Source organism: Neisseria sp. P0007.S010 (assembly GCF_051962875.1).
In the GTDB taxonomy this organism is placed as follows: Bacteria; Pseudomonadota; Gammaproteobacteria; order Burkholderiales; family Neisseriaceae; genus Neisseria; species Neisseria subflava_A.
Window position 1 is genome coordinate 11,258 of sequence record NZ_JBQCUX010000008.1, and the last position, 19,779, is coordinate 31,036.

Annotated in this window: 23 protein-coding genes and 4 tRNA genes; 7 read left to right on the forward strand and 20 right to left on the reverse strand. The window is 46.0% G+C overall.

The window, feature by feature from the left end:
* Positions 1–96: 96 nt before the first annotated feature.
* From ACTHR7_RS07010 to ACTHR7_RS07025, 4 genes are all read left to right on the forward strand, one after another.
* Positions 97–172 (forward strand) — tRNA-Gly (locus ACTHR7_RS07010).
* A 36-nt stretch (positions 173–208) separates the two neighbouring features.
* A tRNA-Cys gene (locus ACTHR7_RS07015) sits at positions 209–282 on the forward strand.
* A gap of 10 nt (positions 283–292) precedes the next feature.
* A tRNA-Cys gene (locus tag ACTHR7_RS07020) sits at positions 293–370 on the forward strand.
* A gap of 21 nt (positions 371–391) precedes the next feature.
* Positions 392–481, forward strand: a tRNA-Leu gene (locus tag ACTHR7_RS07025).
* A 96-nt stretch (positions 482–577) separates the two neighbouring features.
* On the opposite strand, the gene ACTHR7_RS07030 is transcribed toward ACTHR7_RS07025, so the two are convergent.
* The 17 genes from ACTHR7_RS07030 to lpxK all read right to left on the reverse strand — a co-directional run bounded on the left by ACTHR7_RS07030 (position 578) and on the right by lpxK (position 13,447).
* Positions 578–1,003, reverse strand: a complete 426-nt coding sequence (locus tag ACTHR7_RS07030; RefSeq protein WP_234395475.1) for a site-specific integrase — start codon at positions 1,001–1,003, stop codon at positions 578–580.
* Between the two features lie 255 nt (positions 1,004–1,258).
* On the reverse strand, positions 1,259–1,891 hold the full coding sequence (locus ACTHR7_RS07035; RefSeq protein WP_293208413.1) for a hypothetical protein: 633 nt from the start codon (positions 1,889–1,891) through the stop codon (positions 1,259–1,261).
* A 155-nt stretch (positions 1,892–2,046) separates the two neighbouring features.
* Positions 2,047–2,538, reverse strand: coding sequence for a contact-dependent growth inhibition system immunity protein (locus ACTHR7_RS07040; RefSeq protein WP_440370570.1), 492 nt, complete (start codon positions 2,536–2,538; stop codon positions 2,047–2,049).
* Positions 2,539–2,612: 74 nt separating this feature from the next.
* A complete protein-coding gene (locus ACTHR7_RS07045; protein WP_336623257.1) occupies positions 2,613–2,687 on the reverse strand; it encodes a hypothetical protein in 75 nt (24 codons plus the stop codon).
* A gap of 383 nt (positions 2,688–3,070) precedes the next feature.
* A complete protein-coding gene (locus ACTHR7_RS07050) occupies positions 3,071–3,487 on the reverse strand; it encodes a hypothetical protein (RefSeq protein ID WP_107867643.1) in 417 nt (138 codons plus the stop codon).
* A gap of 3 nt (positions 3,488–3,490) precedes the next feature.
* Positions 3,491–4,093, reverse strand: coding sequence for a DUF6973 domain-containing protein (locus tag ACTHR7_RS07055; protein ID WP_293207964.1), 603 nt, complete (start codon positions 4,091–4,093; stop codon positions 3,491–3,493).
* A 182-nt stretch (positions 4,094–4,275) separates the two neighbouring features.
* Positions 4,276–4,563: a barstar family protein gene (locus ACTHR7_RS07060; RefSeq protein WP_070644911.1), complete on the reverse strand. Its 288-nt coding sequence runs from the start codon at positions 4,561–4,563 to the stop codon at positions 4,276–4,278.
* 1,221 nt (positions 4,564–5,784) lie between these two features.
* Positions 5,785–6,789 (reverse strand): ADP-glyceromanno-heptose 6-epimerase, encoded by a 1,005-nt coding sequence (gene rfaD, locus ACTHR7_RS07065; RefSeq protein ID WP_263341505.1) that lies wholly within the window; start codon positions 6,787–6,789, stop codon positions 5,785–5,787.
* Positions 6,790–6,929: 140 nt separating this feature from the next.
* Positions 6,930–7,892, reverse strand: coding sequence for a D-glycero-beta-D-manno-heptose-7-phosphate kinase (gene rfaE1, locus ACTHR7_RS07070; RefSeq protein WP_285071508.1), 963 nt, complete (start codon positions 7,890–7,892; stop codon positions 6,930–6,932).
* Positions 7,893–7,947: 55 nt separating this feature from the next.
* Positions 7,948–8,688 carry an orotidine-5'-phosphate decarboxylase gene (gene pyrF / locus ACTHR7_RS07075; RefSeq protein ID WP_107867646.1) on the reverse strand — a complete coding sequence of 247 codons (741 nt, stop codon included), beginning with the start codon at positions 8,686–8,688 and terminating at the stop codon, positions 7,948–7,950.
* 110 nt (positions 8,689–8,798) lie between these two features.
* Complete coding sequence (gene adk / locus ACTHR7_RS07080; protein ID WP_003746105.1) at positions 8,799–9,446, reverse strand: adenylate kinase; 648 nt, start codon at positions 9,444–9,446, stop codon at positions 8,799–8,801.
* 71 nt (positions 9,447–9,517) lie between these two features.
* Positions 9,518–10,036, reverse strand: a complete 519-nt coding sequence (locus ACTHR7_RS07085) for a 3-deoxy-manno-octulosonate cytidylyltransferase (protein ID WP_070461494.1) — start codon at positions 10,034–10,036, stop codon at positions 9,518–9,520.
* A gap of 11 nt (positions 10,037–10,047) precedes the next feature.
* Entirely contained in the window at positions 10,048–10,809 is a 762-nt protein-coding gene (gene kdsB, locus ACTHR7_RS07090; RefSeq protein ID WP_293207947.1) for a 3-deoxy-manno-octulosonate cytidylyltransferase, read from the reverse strand.
* Positions 10,806–10,988, reverse strand: a complete 183-nt coding sequence (locus ACTHR7_RS07095) for a Trm112 family protein (protein WP_003679524.1) — start codon at positions 10,986–10,988, stop codon at positions 10,806–10,808. Before ACTHR7_RS07095 ends, kdsB begins: the two co-directional genes overlap by 4 nt.
* A 94-nt stretch (positions 10,989–11,082) precedes the next feature.
* Positions 11,083–11,658 carry a DUF2059 domain-containing protein gene (locus ACTHR7_RS07100; RefSeq protein WP_107792487.1) on the reverse strand — a complete coding sequence of 192 codons (576 nt, stop codon included), beginning with the start codon at positions 11,656–11,658 and terminating at the stop codon, positions 11,083–11,085.
* Positions 11,659–11,706: 48 nt separating this feature from the next.
* A complete protein-coding gene (locus tag ACTHR7_RS07105; RefSeq protein WP_070585742.1) occupies positions 11,707–12,372 on the reverse strand; it encodes a DUF2059 domain-containing protein in 666 nt (221 codons plus the stop codon).
* Positions 12,373–12,436: 64 nt separating this feature from the next.
* Positions 12,437–13,447 carry a tetraacyldisaccharide 4'-kinase gene (gene lpxK, locus ACTHR7_RS07110; protein ID WP_285071506.1) on the reverse strand — a complete coding sequence of 337 codons (1,011 nt, stop codon included), beginning with the start codon at positions 13,445–13,447 and terminating at the stop codon, positions 12,437–12,439.
* A gap of 180 nt (positions 13,448–13,627) precedes the next feature.
* Here lpxK and xseA point away from each other — a divergent pair, with 180 nt between their 5' ends.
* The 3 genes from xseA to ACTHR7_RS07125 all read left to right on the forward strand — a co-directional run bounded on the left by xseA (position 13,628) and on the right by ACTHR7_RS07125 (position 16,691).
* A complete protein-coding gene (xseA, locus tag ACTHR7_RS07115) occupies positions 13,628–14,977 on the forward strand; it encodes an exodeoxyribonuclease VII large subunit (protein WP_285071505.1) in 1,350 nt (449 codons plus the stop codon).
* Between the two features lie 123 nt (positions 14,978–15,100).
* The gene (gene pssA, locus ACTHR7_RS07120) at positions 15,101–15,880 is read left to right on the forward strand and encodes a CDP-diacylglycerol--serine O-phosphatidyltransferase (protein ID WP_107768783.1); all 780 of its coding nucleotides are present in this window, start codon (positions 15,101–15,103) and stop codon (positions 15,878–15,880) included.
* 1 nt (position 15,881) lies between these two features.
* Entirely contained in the window at positions 15,882–16,691 is an 810-nt protein-coding gene (locus tag ACTHR7_RS07125; protein WP_300481716.1) for a sulfite exporter TauE/SafE family protein, read from the forward strand.
* Positions 16,692–16,777: 86 nt separating this feature from the next.
* Here ACTHR7_RS07125 and ACTHR7_RS07130 read toward each other — a convergent pair whose 3' ends face one another.
* The 3 genes from ACTHR7_RS07130 to ACTHR7_RS07140 all read right to left on the reverse strand — a co-directional run bounded on the left by ACTHR7_RS07130 (position 16,778) and on the right by ACTHR7_RS07140 (position 19,701).
* Complete coding sequence (locus ACTHR7_RS07130) at positions 16,778–17,458, reverse strand: sulfite exporter TauE/SafE family protein (RefSeq protein WP_003680951.1); 681 nt, start codon at positions 17,456–17,458, stop codon at positions 16,778–16,780.
* 110 nt (positions 17,459–17,568) lie between these two features.
* On the reverse strand, positions 17,569–18,609 hold the full coding sequence (locus ACTHR7_RS07135; RefSeq protein WP_293206080.1) for an ABC transporter permease: 1,041 nt from the start codon (positions 18,607–18,609) through the stop codon (positions 17,569–17,571).
* A gap of 36 nt (positions 18,610–18,645) precedes the next feature.
* On the reverse strand, positions 18,646–19,701 hold the full coding sequence (locus tag ACTHR7_RS07140) for an ABC transporter permease subunit (RefSeq protein WP_070461485.1): 1,056 nt from the start codon (positions 19,699–19,701) through the stop codon (positions 18,646–18,648).
* Between the last annotated feature and the right edge of the window lie 78 nt (positions 19,702–19,779).

Here is a 19,779-nt window from a genome sequence, read left to right on the forward strand (position 1 = left end):
CGGGAATAGCTCAGTTGGTAGAGCGCAACCTTGCCAAGGTTGAGGTCGCGAGTTCGAGACTCGTTTCCCGCTCCATTAAATCATGCATCCGAATACGCGGGAATAGCTCAGTTGGTAGAGCGCAACCTTGCCAAGGTTGAGGTCGCGAGTTCGAGACTCGTTTCCCGCTCCAGTTTCAATACTACAAACACTCCAAAGTAGTTTATTTGGCGAGATAGCAAAGTGGTTATGCAGCGGATTGCAAATCCGTCTACGCCGGTTCGATTCCGACTCTCGCCTCCATCCCTTTCATGGCGGGGTGGCAGAGTGTTTATGCTATAAGGGGTGCAACCCTTATACAGGCCGGTTCAAATCCGCGCCCCCGCCTCCAATTTATCAATTTATTGTCTACGCCCGGGTGGTGAAATAGGTAGACACAACGGACTTAAAATCCGTCGGCCCTAAACCGGCCGTGCCGGTTCGATTCCGGCTCCGGGCACCAATAAATATCTGAACTTATTGAAAAACCTAAGATTCTAAATTTCTAATTGACAGCTTATTTGTAAGTCTGTCTTTTTTGTTTGTGCCTGATTTGTGTCTAACTTGCCCCATTTGTGTCAAATGTGACAAGCTCGTGCAAAACTTGAGCATGTTGATGAAGATGCTCAGGAGCCAAATGTGCGTATCTCTGCACCATCCTTAACGTCTTCCAACCACCCATTTCTTGCAACACTCTCCGCTGAACTAACCAACTTGCCCAAGTGTGCCTTAAATCGTGCCAAATAAAGTCTTCTATTTCTGCCAGTTCTAACGTCTTCTTCCAATATCGGCTGTTAATGCCGCTAATTGGTTTATTCCACTTATTCACAAAAACAAATTTCTTATGCTTGCCTATCTGCCGCTTTAATACTTCAACAGCAGTATCATTCAAAGCAACACCCAGTACATTTCCAGCTTTCATTTCATCAGGATGATACCAACAGACCTTCCTATCTAAATCAACCTGATTCCATGTCAAACCCAAACCATTTGCCTGTCGCAAGCCGGTATTTATACTAAATAATTAATTATCATATCAATACTCAAAATTGAAAATGTTTGAAGGTAGTAAAATTGACTTTTCCTCCTTTTTATATTTGCCTATCAATATACCTTTTTGGACAACTACGCTTTATGGCCCGCTGGCTCGATGGCATTAAACAAAGGCCGTCTGAAACGGTTTTTCTATTTTCAGACGGCCTTTTGAATTCATACAAGCTATGGCTTGGCTTGCTTATATTTATAATTGGCTAAATTTCCAATAATCTCGTCCTTCAATTTTCCAGTAACAGAATTCGTCCGGTATTAAATACCCAAAATCCATTGCCTTTGAAAACCAGCCATCATAGACATAATCTTCATGACATCTGTCCCAATCCATATGCAGATACACTTCCGTATCAAAATTGATATAGAACAAAGGCAGCCTCGAAGAAATCTGATTGATTTTTAAGAAATCACTTTGCTGGCCAGAGTCTGAGATAGGATCATTGTACGACAGCTTGTTCTCGACAACGGAATATAACCTTACCGCTTCATCAGAAGTAAACCCCTGAAACATCAGTTCCTTCAATTCATCTTTTTTTAATACAATGACTGAATCTGATTGAAGATAGCTTTCAAAATTGTCCTTTGTTAACTGCCAGATACCGTTTCGGTAATAATAACTATTCATTTCATCCTGATATTGTTCTAACGTAATATTACCGTTTTTAAAATCCAAATCTAGATCTAATTTCATGTTTAATATGAAATTTTCTTTATAATCAATCAAATAATATATCTTTTTCTTATAGACAAAAATAGATATGCATTGAGTATATTGAAAGATGGCATTTAATAATTCAGATTTAAATTTCTCAATTTTTTCCATATTTGACAAATTCCTTAATAACTTTATCTTCAGCAAGTCGTAGCCCACATTAAATCTGCAGCGAAGGTGTGCGCGGTACGCACGCGGGCTTTGAGTGTGATAAAAAAGATCGTCTGAAACATTTTTCCAGCTTTCAGACGACCTTTTGCCAAATATTATCGGCAGCGGCTCAATGCCAACTTTAAACCTGCTCCTATTTCTTCAGGACTGTTATCCAATGATAAAATTACATCGTCTGCATCAATGGCATCCCACGCTTCCAGCTTGACATGGCGGCTCGGGCTGATTTTCAGGCAGCCGTTGTGCAGCCAAATATCCACGCTCATCATGTTTTTAAATAGGGCGCGTCTGGTTTTATAGCCCAAGTTCCCGCATAGGTTGGCAACCCAATCCTCATAACGTGGTTTAAAACTTTCCTGTTTTAAAAAATCAATACGTTCAGCTTCGTTGTCTAACGTCCTGCTGTTCGCCAATGCTTGTAAGACTGTCGTGCCTAAAGTTCCATTGTCGATATCCAATGGCAGGATATGGGGGGGATATAGGTGGTCTATTGCCGTTAACCCCAAACCTGAACATGTTTGAACAATCAGAGCTTCTTCATTAGCATAAAAAACTGCCCAATAATTTTGATCCTGTTTAAAAATCATTATTTGATCTCCGTAATTTTGACTGTAATGTTTTGACTCTTGCCATACTCTACCACACGTTGTAACTGCAATCTTTACTCCTTATTAGTTTGTGCGGGTATGGCCAGATGGATTTCGCGCTGTTTGATCATGTCGTCCCTTAATGTCATACCCGAAAGGCTATGACGTTCAAAATTTGTCGTCTTAGAGTTGTCTCTACACCGCTTCGGATGGTGGTTTTGCCGGCCGGGCTGCCGATATGGGTGTGGCGGCGGGTTGCTTTTGTCTGATTGCTGTGGTGGCTTGTTGAAAGAAAGGCCGTCTGAAACCGTATTTGTTGTTTCAGACGGCCTCTTAGCTCAAACCTTGAGAACCGCATGCGTGCGTTCCGCACACATCCTACTTGTTGAGTTTAGGTTTCATATGGGCTACAGCTTGCTTAACGCTCTATCGGCTTGGGTTGTGGCAAACATACTCCAAGCCATATCAGAACTCCCTGCTCCCCAAACGAGTCCTAATCCTGAATCCTAGGCGGTAATGACGACGGATAGTTTTACAAAAGTTTCGGCCTACAATTTATAGGTTTATAATAATAAAAATATCCATCAAAAAAATGTGATTTTTCTTTTTTTAAAAGTTGCATCTTGCCATTCTTGTAATCACATTCGTAATATTCAACATTTTTCAAATCTGAATCAAATAGATATTGAGGTAAAACATTCCCTTCCCTATCTAGTTCTATTAATTCCTCAAAAACTATCTTACTTTTATGATAAAAAACAATTTTTTGGAAATCTGTATTAATTATATACAGTTTTACATAATCCCAATTAAAATTCGTTATATCACTAATTAAGAATTCTTTTTTATTATAATTAAAACTTATTTTTCTTATTACATTCTTTTCAAATATAAAGAAAATAACAATAGTGATTAATAAAGAAAATATATAAAGTATATTTTTATTCATCTTTTATCTTCTCCATTGTCTGGCTGAAATTTGTGCTCTAATTTGTTTTCTCCTCTGCTGAATTTTAAATCCGGCACCAGTATTATCTAAGTGAATCAATATATTGCTTGTATTTTGGTAATCTTTTTCAGATAATCTTTTTCTTACAACATCATAATTTCCATTACTGTTTCTTTCTGCTTGATAAAAACCATTATTTTTATAAGTTTCCAGAATTAATCCAACTAACTCTTTTGTGTTTAACCTATTGGTATTTAATGCTATTTCTCTTCCTATTTCGTTATTTAGTTGATCAATAATTTCATCTGCTTTATCTAATGAAAGATTACGTCTTATAGAATAATTAATTTTTTCCCCACTTTCATGACTATTTCCTACTTTAACAGCAATATCTTTGCCAAATTCTCGTGTGATGATTGCTTGCCATAAAACGTGCCTGAATGCATTGCCAACTCCACCTTCACCACCAAATTCACTATTAGGAAATAAATTTAATTGAAAAGTTGAAGTAATTGTTGAAATATTAGGCTCTAATGTAGAGCCAGGATCTTTATGTACAGATCCAATTGCAATAGCAATTCTAGGGTGCCTAAGAGCAAATTTCACTTGCTCTACAGTATCATTGTATTTGTTGTTTCAGACGACCCTCTTGGCTTAAACCCTGAGAACTGCATGCGTACGTTCCGTACACATGCTACTTGTTGAGTTTAAGTTTTATATGGGTTACGGCTTGCTTAATTGGCTTTGGGGAGTTTTAAGCCTGTGTACGTAATGTAATTAGGGTTTACTTACTCTAAAATATAATTAAATTTTTCTTCGAATCCATAATCCTCATCTTGTTTCTTAACTCTTTCTAGAACCTTTACTATTTCAATAAATATATTTTCTAATTGATTTTTTGAGAACATAGCATCTTTCCATACCAAAGTAATCGGTCGTTCTAAATTTGTGCTTAATAAATCCCACAGAGCATCAAGATTGTTCCCATAATAATCATGTATAGAAAATATTTTTGAAATTTGATTATGAAAATCTTGTTCCGTATAAATTTTACTGCCGATAATCTCTAATTGCATAAGTTATACTCCTATTTCCAAGTTCCAATTTGTATTGCAGAGATATAATGATCAGTTGTTATATAGCAATCCATCATTGGAATATAACAATCTAGTACCAGCCTGATTCGATCTTGACATAGTGTTTATTAAGCTAATGTTCGCTTCATACCATATCCTACCCTGTTTAGCAGGTAAAATATTTGTAGAATTTACAAAATATCTCCCCTATGTTGCCTATATGGATGTGGAGGTAGGCTGCTTTTGTCTGATTGCTGTGGCAACTTATTAAAAGAAAGGTATTTGTTGTTTCAGACGGCCTTTTGGCTCAAACCTTGAGAACCGCATGCGTGCGTTCTGCACACATGCTACTTGTTGAGTTTAAGTTTTATATGGGCTATGGTTTGCATTTCCAAATGCGCTTGTTATTTAAAAAAAGAAAAATAAACCTGTCTGTTTGGAAATAGCCAGCTGAGTTAAAAATAAAATATTTTGATATATTCTAAGAGGGATATCTGTCAATGCCTGATGGGAATTATCTTGTAAAAAATTTTTTAGAATAATTAATTTTCTTAAATCAATTATTTTTTCATCCTCATAATCATCTATATATGTATCTATTATCTCATTTATTTTATCGAAGAAATTTTTCTCAAATAACAAATTAACCTATTGTTTTGAAAGTTTAAATACATATAGTTCATTATCATCAGCTTGATCGTAATCTAATTTTTTCATGGCTTCAACACTTAAAGGGACAACTATCTGTTTCATATCAATGACTCCTTATCTTAAAATGTGTTATTTCATTATATTCAGCTTGAGTGCGTCCCTGCTGCTTACCATTCGTATTAATTTTAGGGGCTTTACTAGATTAGCAGATATGCTACCCTTGAAATATGATGATAACACGCTGAAAATTAAAGAAAAAAGTACAGAGGGATAATCTAGTACAGCCCCTAAATATAAATAGACTAAAAAACTTCCAGTCATTTTTATTTTACTGGTTATAGCATCGTCTCATTTCATCTATTCACACCTATAATATCTCAACAGCTTTTACAAATACTCCAGCAGATCCACTGCTACCCTACTAAGCCTTTTTGAAACCTTTGTTGTAAAAAACGCTATTTCCATTCTTATCGAATAAAGGCAAATTTATAATTTTAAAGCCTCCCAAAATGATGAGGCCGTCTGAAAATCCTTTTTCAGACGGCCTTTCTTCATTTAAGCCAAGAAGGATTAAACCAAGTTTTCCAGCATCCATTTAACGTAACGGCTGACGCCTTGTTTTACATCCAAGAATTCTTCTTTATACCCGGCTTCGCGCAGCTTGGTGATATCCGCTTGAGTAAAGCTCTGATATTTGCCTTTAAGCGCATCTGGGAATGGGATATAACGGATAAGTTCTTCTTCAACCAACTCTTTCAAACTCATTTCAGGCTTGCCTTCGGCTGCACGGCAGGCGTTGACGGTGGCAGCGGCAAGATCGTTAAACTGTTGGCTGCGGCCTGTGCCAAGATTGAAGATGCCTGAAAGCTCGGGATGATCGAAGAAGTAAAGGTTAACTTTGGCAACGTCTTCTACGCTGACAAAATCGCGTGTTTGCTCGCCGTTGCCGTAGCCGTCATTGGCGCCGAATAGGTTGACATAACCATGCTCGCGGTATTGGTGGAAATGATGGAAGGCGACTGATGCCATACGCCCTTTGTGCTGTTCCTGTTGTCCGTAAACATTGAAGTAGCGGAAGCCGACAACTTGGGCGGTCAAACCTTCTTTCATGCGGCGGCGCAATACTTGGTCAAACAAGAATTTAGAGTAGCCATATACATTGAGCGGTTTTTCCAGTTCGCGCTCTTCTCGGAAGATTTCGCCCTTGCCATATACGGCAGCGCTGGAAGCATAAAGGAACGGAATACGTTCATCCTGACACCAGTCCAAGAGATCAAGCGTGTATTGGTAGTTATTGTCCATCATATAAAGGCCGTCATGATTCATGGTATCGGAACATGCGCCTTGATGGAAAACGGCTTCGATATCGTCGTAAGGCAGAAGATGGCCGCGCACTTGGCGGATAAATTCGTGTTTATCGAGATAGTGGGCAATTTCACACTCGGCAAGGTTTTTAAATTTTTCGCCTTTACTCAAATTGTCGACGGCAACAATGTCGGTAATACCGCGCTGGTTAAGTGCTTTGACGATGTTGCTGCCGATAAAGCCGGCCGCGCCTGTTACGATAATGGTCATAATGAATTTCCTTTATTTTGATTTTTCAGACGGCCTTGAAGAAATCATGCCGTCTGAAAATAAAAACTTGTCTGTCTGGATTATATTCCAACTCTATTTTCAGACGACATTTAGAATTTTAAGGCCGTCTGAAACAATCATTATTGCTCTTCCAATGCCTTATTCAACTCTGAAAACGAGCAAACCGCCGTACCAAGTTTCGCCACGACAACGCCCGCTGCCGTATTAGCAAGGTGCATCGCTTCGGGCATGGTATAACCAGCGGCCAACCCTAAGCCCACTCCGGCAATAACGGTATCGCCCGCACCGGATACATCATAGACTTCTTGGGCCCGTGTAGGCTGATAAATCGGCTCACCCTCATTGAACAGGGTCATACCCTCTTCGCTTCGGGTTAGCAAAATAGCGGTCAAGTCGAGATGGCGGCGCAGATTTTGGGCTTTCTCGGTCAAGTCGTTTTCGTTTTTCCAGCTGCCCACCACTTCTTTCAATTCTGCACGATTCGGCGTAATCAGCGTAGCGCCGGCATATTTTTCGTAATCGTCGCCTTTGGGGTCGATTAAAACAGGTTTACCGGCCTGTTTCGCCCAATCGATCATATCGGAAATATGCGACAGGCCACCCTTGCCGTAATCTGAAAAAATAATGGCATCGTATTCAGGCAACACTTCGCGGTATTGATGCTTGATTTGTTCCAATACCTCACGATGCGGCGGCTCCTCAAAATCAAGTCGGATAAGCTGCTGATTCCGGGCAACAACGCGCAATTTGACAGTAGTCGCAATTTGCTTGTCGCGCATCAGATAGGAAGAAACGCCGTCTTGCACCATCAATGCGTCCAGCGCATCTGCAGCTTCATCATCGCCGGTAACGGACAACAGCCCCACTTTACCGCCTAATGAGGCGATATTGCGGGCAACGTTTGCTGCCCCACCCGCGCGTTGGTCGATACGGGAAATTTTCGCCACCGGCACAGGGGCCTCAGGAGAAATACGGGATACATCGCCAAACCAATAGCGGTCGAGCATCACATCGCCGACGACAAGGACTTTGGCTTGTGCAAAACGTGATTTTAGGGTTTCTTGTTGGAACTTGGTGGACATATTGCCTCCGTTGTGTTTTTTTCAGATGGCCTCAACCTGTAAGGTCGCCTGAAAATCAGTTTGCTTCAAGGTTTACCACGCGGTTCACTTCACGCAATACGGCTACCGGATCGGCAGCTTTGGTTACCGGACGCCCCATTACCAAATAGGTTGAACCGGCAGCCAATGCTTCGGCCGGTGTCATAATACGGCGTTGGTCGTCATTATTGCCGGCAACGTCCAAGCGGATGCCCGGTGTTACCAAGACAAAATCCTGTCCCAATTCACGGCGCAATGGTGCGGCTTCTTGAGCGGAACATACCACGCCGTCCAAGCCTGAACTTTGCGCCAGTTTCGCCAAGCGGATGACTTGTTCTTCAGGGGCGATGTTCAAACCGATTTCTGCCAAGTCGCTTTGTTCCATGCTGGTCAACACGGTTACGCCGATCAAAAGCGGCTTGGTTTGATATCCGGCAACGGCTTCTGCTGCGGCTTCCATCATGCGGCGGCCACCGGAGGCGTGCATATCGACCATCCAAACGCCCATATCGGCAGCAACTTTACAGGCCTGAGCAACTGTGTGGGGAATATCGTGATATTTCAAATCGAGGAAAAGTTTGAAACCTTGATTGATTAAGCTTTCTGCCAAATTACGGCCAGTTGCGGTAAACAGCTCTTTGCCGATTTTGATTTGACACAATGCTGGGTCAAGATTGCGGACAAATCCGAGCGTATCTTTTTCGTTGGCAAAATCAAGGGCGACGATGACGGGAGTACGTTGTTGCTGAGTTTGGAAGTCGGAGATCAAGGGATTCATAAGATGCCTGCGGATAAACGGTTATAGCTTCGATTTTAACAGCTTTTGTACACAAAAGGCCGTCTGAAAATATTTTTTCAGACGGCCTCATGATTTTACTTTGGCAAAACTTATTTGCCCAAACCTTTCAATACTTCGGCTTTCACGGCTTCTACTGCTTGGGTGCCGTCAACTTTGATGTATTTCGGCGCGTGTTCGCCTTCCAGTTTGCTGTAGAAATCAACCAAAACTTCGGTTTGCTCGTGGTAAACGGCAAGGCGTTTTTTCACGGTTTCTTCTTTGTCGTCGTCGCGTTGAATCAAGTCTTCGCCGGTTACGTCGTCTTTGCCTTCGACTTTAGGCGGATTGTAGGTAACGTGGTAAGTACGGCCGGAGGCCAAATGCACGCGGCGGCCGCTCATGCGGTCGACAATCACGCTGTCAGGTACATCGATTTCAACCACGGCATCCAAATCCACACCAGCTTCAACCATGGCTTCGGCTTGTGCCAATGTACGTGGGAAACCGTCAAACAGGAAACCGTTTTTGCAGTCGTCTTGGGCAATACGCTCTTTAACCATGCCGATAATGATGTCGTCGCGCACCAAACCGCCTTCATCAATGATTTTTTTTGCTTCCAAACCCAACGGAGTGCCTGCTTTGATGGCTGCGCGGAGCATGTCGCCGGTAGAGATTTGAGGAATGCCGAATGCAGCAGTGATGAATTGAGCCTGTGTGCCTTTGCCGGCGCCTGGTGCGCCCAACAATAATACTTTCATGATGAGTCCTTTTGGTTGACGGATTTAATGTTCAGATAATTTTACACGGCTTGTGTTTATCGTTCAAAACTTCAGACGGCCTCTTTCGGGCCGAAATGCTTCCATGCATCGTCGCGCATTCCGATAAACCATGCGTCTTCAGGGAATCGCTCTATCGCGTCTTTCAAAGTGGAAAGCAAGTTTTGCGATAAGGCTTTCGCCAAATATTCTTCCTCATTGGCTTCGGCCGCTTTGTCAGGCTGCTGCGCCAAACCGATTGCACGGGTTTGATGGCCATGAGCCAAATAGTTGAGCGCAATGATTTTTTGTGCCCAAAGCTGAGGAATATCGGGATTGTCTTGCAGCAATACCGACAAAATCGATACGGCAACAGTCAAGCGCCCGCCGTTCATACGCAAGTCCAACGACTGGTTAGGCGGCAAAGTGCTGAGCATTTCTGCCATGCGGAACCAGAACTCGCCGCTGGCCTGCTCCGGCGCTTCTATTTTCAGCATGTCATAGTTGAATTCTTGCTCATCTTCTCTTACCAGCTTCGCCACGTCGGCAAGCAATTTTTGTTCTTCACGGCTCAAATGGCGGAAATCATTCATGTCTTTTCCTTTCAGACGGCCTCGAACACAGCCCTTACCCTGTCCAAATCTTCCTGCGTATCCACACCGGCAGCAGGCGCTTCTTGGGTGATTTCAACAGCAATCGGATAACCGTGCCACAGGACGCGCAACTGTTCCAGCGATTCGATGGTTTCCAAAGGAGAAACATCCATTTCCGAATAGCGTTGCAGGAAACCTGCACGATAGGCATAAATGCCGATATGGCGCAAAACGGCTGTTTCGGAAGGCAATTCACGTTTTTCGGCACGCATCACATCGCGCGGATAAGGAATCGGGGCGCGGCTGAAATAGATGGCGTTGCGGTTTTTATCGAGGATGACTTTGACGACATTGGGATTCATAAACTCGTCAAAATCGTGCAATTCGTGAGCGGCGGTTGCCATTTGCACATTATTTTCAACCAAAACTTCCGCCGTACGGTTGATGAGCTCGGGATCGATTAAAGGCTCGTCGCCTTGTACGTTCACAACAATCAGGTGCTGCGGCAGTTTCAGCGTATTGGCCGCTTCGGCAAGGCGCGTTGTACCGCTTTCATGTTGATTGGAAGTCATGACCACTTCGACGCCATGCGCCTGACAGGCCGTCTGAATATCGGGATGGTCGGTGGCAACGACAACACGCGCAGCCTCGCTTTTTGCCGCCTGTTCGGCGACGCGTACAACCATCGGTTTACCGTGAATATCGGCCAAAGCCTTACCCGGCAGACGTGAAGAATCCAGCCGCGCCGGAATCAATACGACAAATTCGGTCATGCTTTCAGTTCCTCTTCGCTCAACGCTCGTGCTTCGTTTTCCAACATATAAGGGATGCCGTCACGAATTGGATAAGCCAGCTTCGCCTGACGGCTCCACAATTCCTGTTTGTCTTGATGGTATTCGAGTTTGCCTTTGGTCACAGGACAAACGAGGATGTCTAAGAATTTTTTTTCCATGGGGTTTCTTTCGGGTTTGATGGTTTTAGCGAAGCTCGCTTCGCTCGTTTTGGCGAAACTTGCTTCGCTCGTTTTCAGACGACCTCAAGCGGCATTATTTTTTCCGTGCCGGTTTTTGGGGTTGCGTTGAGCAGGCTGGGGCAGGATTTTTGCCGCCACACATAATCTGATGAATTTCTCGAGTTAATTCTTTGTTATAACCTGATTTTTCATATTTTTCATTAATGATGTTTATCATCGGGCCCATCGTTGTCTCAAGATAGCGTGGCATTTTATCGAGTATCGATTGCCCCACTGTCGTACCGTAAAAGTCAATCAATGCGTTGACTTCTTCCTGAGTATAAACCGTCTTTATGCCATCCAACGTCGCTTTATGTAACTGGGCATGTACTTGCGGTGTATTAATTTCAGCAATCAATTGAGTTGTATATTTCTTTAAGACCGCTTCCAACTGAGGACGTTTGTCTTCCGGCGCATTTTTCAAAAAATCCTGTACCTTTGGATCAGAGAGCACAATACCCTCGACACTTTGGAAGGTCTGATCCAACAGAGCATCCATCTTCTGTACTTGATACAAACGCTCCAGCGACTCATCGCTAGGTGGCGCGGCAAACGCATTGGCACACAAGGCCAAAGCAGCAAAAGGCAACAATAAAGTTTTTAATTTCATTTTTTCTACCTACTTAATAAATATCAATATTTTCAGACGGCCTGCTCATTATTTGGCACATTCCGAAGAATGTTTATTGCCCTTACACAAAATATCGCGCGTTTGCGCCTCAAAAGCGGGCGTATATTTCCTGCTTGCGTTGATATAGTTGTTGCTCATTGTCTTTTTAACAATCTCATCATTCAATTTGTCGAAACGTTCCATCTTTTCAAATGCAGACTTACCAGCCCCATGCTCAAACAATTTTGCCATGCTGTCCACGTCTGCTTGGCTCAGCACATTATCAATATCTCCGCCATGCTGTCTGAGATGATTGACTTTTTTCAAAATACCCTTGCCCCGAGGGGAAGAGAAGAAGCTGTTGAGTACATCGACTTCTTCTTGTGTAAATACTTTCTGTACGGCACGCTTTTCTTCATCCAACCATTGTTTTTTCAACTCAGGGCGGCTCAAATCGTCTTGCATGTTTTTCATATAACGGCTGATGACCGCCTTCATCTGCGCTTTTTGAGCTTTGGGCGTCATCGTTAACAAGCGCTCATTGTCCTCTTTATTCACCATCTCCAAAGAACGTTGCACTTTCTCGCTATAATTACTGCTTATGCCTTGAATCTCCAACCATTTCATTGCAGATTCATCACTTGGTTTAGCAGCCAGGCTTTGGGTGGATACAAATAAAGCTGCGCAAGCAACCAACAAATATTTTAACTTCATGATTTACTCCTATCGCGTAGTTTGAAGATCATCTTTAAAACATCTGTGAAACATCTATAAGCATTTAGATTGAAACATTCGCGGATACGAACGCCGCCAAGTCCGGCTCAATTATCGCATAAACAGGCAAGACCCACACATGATTCAGGCCGTGGCCGTCTGAAAATTTGACCGCATCCTTTTCCGTGATAATCACCACATCTGCGTCCGGCAAATCCGCCGCCGTAATATCTGCATGATCAGGCAAGGCAACGGTTTGTTTTAAAGCGATATTCATGCTTCGCAACGTATTGAAAAAACGCTCCGGCTTGGCGATACCGGCGACGGCGGCGACGGTTTGATTTCCCAAACCTGCCAAATCCAATTTTTCAGACGGCCTGTTCAAACGGTAAATCCACCCTGTTTCAATATGGCTGGCAAACATATTTTCAGACGACCTGAATGTCACATCTGCTTGCCCACCGCTGACGACGACTGCATCAACGGAAGCTAATCGTGACAAAGGTTCGCGCAAACTGCCGTTGGGCAGTAAATCCAAATCCGTCCGACCAGTATCCGCCGCCGGGAATACGGCAATTTCCATATCGCGTTGCAAGGCATAATGTTGCAAGCCGTCGTCGGCCACAATCAATTCAAGCTCCGGATGCGCCGCAAGCAATGCCCTGCCTGCTTCTGCACGGCTGCTGCCTACCGCCGTCGGCGCACCGGTTTGGCGAAACAGCAATAAAGGCTCATCGCCTGCATCTGCCGCGCTGCTGGCTGTATTCAATACATGAACCGCCTTACTCTTGCGCCCGTAACCCCGGCTGATGATGCCGACCTTAACGCCCTTTTCCTGCAAGCCCGACACCAGCGCGGCGACTATCGGCGTTTTCCCTGTTCCGCCTGCATGGATATTACCGACCACCACCACAGGCACAGGCAATTTTTCGCTTTTCAGACGGCCTGAAACAAAATCATCGCGCCGTTTCGCTGCAATTTTGGCAAACAGCTTGGACAATGGTTTTAACAGCAAAGACAAAAACGGATTGGGGGATTGCCAATGGCGTTCGATAATTTGGTGGAGTTTGGGCATACGCACGGCTTTTGAAGCGAAAATCAAACGATAATATAACACAAGCCCGACCAGACAAGGCCGTCTGAACATTCGGCTTTGATAATATTAAAACAAAGGGCGAAAGTTTCATAAAACGAATACAACGAATCGCTCTAAAACCCTTATAATTCAGCTTTCCCAAATTTTTCCTGTTTCGCAATGTCCGAACTCTTCGCACCCTCCTCCATTTCCGTATCCGAGCTCAATGCCCTCGCCAAAGCTTTGCTGGAAGACCATCTCGCAGGCTTGTGGATTGCCGGTGAAGTATCCAACCTGACCCGTGCCGCCAGCGGACATTATTATTTCTCGCTCAAAGACAGCCGCGCGCAGGTGCGTTGCGCGATGTTTAAGGGTGCGGCCATGCGCTTGGCGAAGCCTTTGAAAGAAGGCGACCATATCGAAGTATCAGGGAAAATCAGTATTTATGAAGCGCGGGGGGAATTTCAGATTACGGTAAACGAAGTACGGCTTAAAGGCTTGGGGCAGCTTTACGAAGCCTATGAGCGATTGAAGGCGCAGTTGCAAGCGGAAGGCGCGTTTGCGGCGGAACGCAAGAAACCGTTGCCCGCCCGCCCGCAATGTATCGGCATCGTCACCAGCCTGGCAGCAGCGGCTTTGCGCGATGTTGTGACCACCTTAAACCGCCGCGCGCCCGAAATTCCCGTTATCGTTTATCCGACGCCCGTACAAGGCACAGGCAGCGAGTTGCAAATTGCTCAAGCAATTAAAACCGCTTCGCAACGCGCCGAATGTGACGTGCTGATTGTCTGTCGCGGCGGCGGCAGCATTGAAGACTTGTGGGCGTTTAATGAAGAGCCGGTTGTGCGTGCCATTGAGGCCTGCGCAATTCCCGTTGTCAGCGGCGTAGGACATGAAACCGATTTCACGCTTGCCGATTTCGTCGCCGACGTTCGCGCACCGACACCGACCGGCGCGGCAGAATTGGTCAGCCCCAACCGCCAAGAATCGCTACATCGTCTCGCCCAAGCGCAAGGCCGTCTGAAAACCGTTTTGGAACAACGCTATTTCGATGCCAGCCAAAAACTTGACTGGCTGGCGCGGCAAATCCGTCATCCGCGCCAAAAACTTGACGAGCAACGCGCTTCAATCAGCAAACTGGCGCAAACGCTGTCTTATTCGATGATGCAAAACCTCCGCGCTCACTCCGCCCGTTTCGAACGCCAAACCCAAGCCCTGAAACATTGCCGCCCTGATGTTTCCGTTTACAAAAACAACATCGACCGCTTTCAGACGGCCTTGTCGCATTCCTTCCGCCAGCTGCTTGCCCACCGCCGTCAAAGCCTGACCGCCCAAGCCGCATTACTCGAAGCCGTATCGCCACAGCATATTTTGGAGCGAGGTTTCTCCGTCGTCAAAAATACGCGCGGACAAGTCATCCGCAATGCCGATACGTTGAAACAAGGTCAAAAACTGCACATCACTTTTGCCGACGGCGAAACCGACGTACGCGTGACCAAAGAGCAGGCGCAGGGAGAGTTGTTTGACTGACAAAATAAAGGCCGTCTGAAACCTTATGCCGATAAAGTGAAACTATGTCTGCCTTTTAAAAATCCTTAACCAACCAATGCGGTATAATGCCTCATCTGCACACGCAGCATATACGGAAACATTATGGACAACGCACAAAATACAGAAAATCCGATTCCTCCACGCAACTCCATCCGCAAAAACAGCATTTACCTGCTGCCCAATTCCTTCACCATCGCCGCACTGTTTTGCGCGTTCTTCGCCATTACCCAGTCCATGCACGGACGTTATGAAACGGCGGCAATTGCAGTTTTTCTTTCCATGCTGCTCGACGGTATGGACGGACGCGTTGCCCGCTTGACCAACAGCCAGAGCGCGTTCGGCGAACAGCTCGACAGCCTTGCCGATATGGTCAGCTTCGGCGTAGCGCCTGCCCTGATTGTCTACAAATGGCAGCTTTGGCAGTTTGGCAAAATCGGTTATTCCGTCGCCTTTATCTACTGCGCCTGCGCCGCCCTGCGTTTGGCGCTGTTCAACACGCTTATCGGCAAAGTCGATAAACGCTGGTTTATCGGCGTTCCAAGCCCGACCGCCGCTGCGTTGATTGTCGGCCTGATTTGGGTCAATCACAGCATCGAACGTTTCCCCGGCGTGCATTGGTGGGCATTGGGTATCACCCTGTTTGCCGGCATTTCCATGATTGTGCAGATTCCGTTTTGGAGCTTCAAAGAAATCAACATCCGCCGCCAAGTGCCGTTTATGGGCATGGTGTTGGCCGTGTTGGTATTACTGCTCATCAACTGGAAGCCTTCGCTCGTCCTCTTCCTGTTTTTCCTCGGTTACAGCCTGTCCGGTTATGTGATGGCAGTCATCCGTTGGTTTAAAAAACGCCATAAAACACACAAACACGACAAGGCCGTCTGAAATGTGGTCTTGGGACATCATCCTTGCCCTGCTCGCCGTTGGCAGTGCAGCGGGCTTTATTGCCGGACTGTTCGGCGTAGGCGGCGGCACGTTGATTGTCCCCGTCGTTTTATGGGTATTGCAACTGCAAGGCATAGGCAGCCACCCCTATGCCCAGCATCTCGCCATCGGCACTTCCTTTGCCGTCATGGTGTTTACTACCTTCTCCAGTATGTACGCCCAACATAAAAAGCACGCCATTGATTGGGCGACCGTCCGCCGAATGACGCCGGGCATGATATTCGGCGTCCTCCTCGGCGCAGCAACGGCAAAATATATGCCGACGCTGGCTTTGCAGGTTTTCTTTATTGCATTTCTTGCCTTTATCGCACTCAAAACCCTACGCGATTCCAAACCCACACCTTCACGCACCCTGCCCGCCCTCCCCGGCCTGACAGCTGCGGGCACGCTTTTTGGTGCGGCTTCAAGCTGGGTCGGTATCGGCGGCGGTTCGCTATCCGTTCCATTTCTGCTGTATTGCAACTTTCCGGCGCACCGAGCCATCGGCACATCTTCAGGTTTAGCGTGGCCGATTGCGATTGCCGGCACCATCGGCTATTTTGCCAACGGTTTGCATATTGCCAACCTGCCTGAAGGCGCGGCAGGCTTTATCTATCTTCCGGCCGTGGCCATATTGAGCGTTGCCACCATCCTCTTTGCTCCTCTCGGCGTAAAAACGGCGCACAAGCTGCCCGCCCGAAAACTCAAAATCGCCTTCGGCATTATGTTGCTGCTGATTGCCGCCAAGATGGCTTGGAATTTAATACATTAAATCTTTCTTGTGAAAAAGGCCGTCTGAAATTCTTTCAGACGGCCTTTTTAATTGCAAAACAACAAACTAAATAAAACCTTTTTACCTTACCCGATTTGCCCCATCGCAAATACAGCCAAGCGCCATATCGCCCATCCTGCCACCAACAATCCGGCGCACAAACGAACCATGCGTTTTTGCAGAAAGGTTTTTAACTGCGCTGCAAATATGCCCATCGCAAGCAGGTTCGGCAAGGTCCCCAATGCAAACGCCAGCATATACAGCCCACCATGCAAAGCATTGCCGCTGCCCAAAGCATACAAAGACGCGCTGTACACCAAACCGCAAGGCAGCCAGCCCCAAAGCACGCCCACGCCGAAACAGGCAGGCACTGATTTAATCGGCAGCAATTTGTTCAGCAAAGGATTCAGGCGTTTCCAGATCGGTTTGCCGATGCCTTCGATTTTGGTTGCGGCAGTCGAAATACCGGCAAGATACAGACCGAGCAAAAGCAGCAAGACATTGGCGGCAATATACAAACCGTTTTGAACCGCGCGCGTATCGTCCAAGGAAATGCCGACCTGCCCGACCAAACCGACCAACAGGCCAATGACGACATAGCTGCTGATGCGCCCCAAGTTCAACAATACAATCAGCCCGATTCGGTTTAAATGTGGCGGTAGCTGCAAAGCAAATGCGCTGCTCAATCCGCCGCACATGCCGACGCAATGCGTTCCGCCGAAAAAGCCGAGTAGAAAAAGAGTAAGAAATGTGATTTCTTGATTCATGATTTTTAATGATTCAAACGAATGGATGAGGCCGTCTGAAACTTTTCAGACGGCCCTAAGAATGCAGGACAGGCTTTGCCGCCCATCCTTTTCACGCTTTAGAAAAGCAATTAACTGCGTGCGCGTACGTCAAATGCCTGACGCAAACCTTCGCCGATCATGACCAGCAAAAGCAGCATTACCGTCAGTGTAGCAACGGCAGACATGCCAATCCACCATGCGTCCAAGTTGTCTTTGCCTTGCGCCAGCAACTCACCCAAACTTGCCTGTGAGGCAGGTACGCCCAAGCCCAAGAAGTCCAAACTGGTCAGGGCAAGTACGGCGCCAGAAATACGGAAAGGCAGGAAGGCCAATACCGGCGTCAAGCTGTTGGGCAGGATATGGCGCCACATGATTTCACGGTTGCCCACACCCATCGCGCGCGCCGCCAAAACATAATCGGCCTGACGGTTTTTCAAAAACTCGGCGCGGACATAGTCGGACAAGCCCATCCAGCCGAAAAGCGACAGCAACACCAGCAAAATCAACAGTCCCGGATTAAAGAACGAAGACAGGATAATCAGGAGGTACAGCTCCGGCATACCGCCCCAAACCTCGATAAAACGCTGCATCAGAAGGTCGGTTTTACCGCCGAAATAACCCTGCACCGCGCCTGCAACCACGCCAATAACGGTAGTCACCACGGTCAACACCAAGGCAAACAACAGCGAATCACGGAAACCGTAAACCAAGCGCGCCAGCAGGTCGCGGCCACGGTCGTCCGTTCCCAAGATATGCCGTTCGGACGGTTTGGCCGGATCGGGTACCGTATCAAAATCGTTCAAGGTATCGGCATCGTAAGGATTGGGCAGGTAAAAGGCAAAATTGCCGTCTGAAGTAATGTTGTGGCGGATAAGCGGATCCAGATAATCCGCCGGCGTATCGAAATCGCCGCCAAATGCGGTTTCGTTGTATTCGTTTACCAAGGGGAAGAAATACTCACCCTGATAACGTATCCACAAAGGTTTGTCGTTGCTCCACAAAGGTGCAAGCAAAGTGACGACAAACAAAACGGCCAAAATCCGCAAAGCCAACCAACCGCGCTTATGCTGTTTAAAGGCTTGCCAAGTAGGGTTTGAAGTAGATTTTTTCTTTTTCATGGTTTGAAACATTCTTTAATAATGGATTGAAGACATTTTCAGACGGCCTTATTTCTGTCCGCCAAAGTGAATGCGCGGATCGACCCACGAATACGAAATATCCGACACCAATTTAGCCAACAACCCCATCAGCGTGAACACATACAGCGTACCCATTACGACAGGATAATCGCGTTTCATTACTGCCTCGTAAGACAACAAACCCAAACCATCCAGCGAGAACAGCGTTTCAATCAACAGGCTTCCGGTAAAGAATGCGCCGATAAATGCGGCCGGGAAACCGGTAATCAGAGGAATCATGGCGTTGCGAAAAATATGTTTCCACAGAATCTGTTTCTCAGGCAAGCCCTTGGCTCGCGCGGTATAAACATATTGACGGCGGATTTCTTCAAGGAACACGTTTTTCGTCAATACGGTCATGACCGCCAAGTTGCCTGCCACCGAAGCGGTAATCGGCAAGGCCATATGCCACAAATAATCTTTGACTTTACCCGCCCAAGAGAGCGTATCGAAATCATCGCCGACCAAGCCGCCCTGCGGGAACCAGGCAAAAAAGCTGCCACCGCCAAACAACACCAGCAACACCAAACCCAAGACAAACGGCGGTACGGTATAGCCGACCAAAATGATCATACCCGTAACCGTATCAAACCGGCTGCCATCCCTGACCGCCTTGGCTATACCCAACGGAATACATATCAAATAAGTTAGGAAGAATGTCCACAAACCCAAACTCATCGACACCGGCATTTTCTCTTTTACCAACTCAAATACGGTTTGATGGTGGAAAAAGCTCTCGCCCAAATCGAAACGGGCGAATTTCCATACCATATCCACAAAACGCGTCACAGGCGGCTTGTCGAAACCGTATAAAGCATTCAGCGCGGCCAAATCTTCCGCACTGATGCGGTTGCCGTTTTTAGCCAAAGTTCCAGGCATACTGCGTCCTGCTGTTTCGCCACCAACTGCGCCCTGCGTCAGCTGCTGAACCATCTGTTCCACCGGACCGCCGGGAACAAACTGAATGACGGCGAAGGTAATCGCCAAAATCCCCAACAACGTGGGAATCAAAAGGAGCAAACGATGAAAGATATAACGCCACATGATAAAGTGTTCCTCTATTTTTTGATTTGAAGGCCGTCTGAAACCACTGACCTCAGACAGCATATAGTAACGGATTAA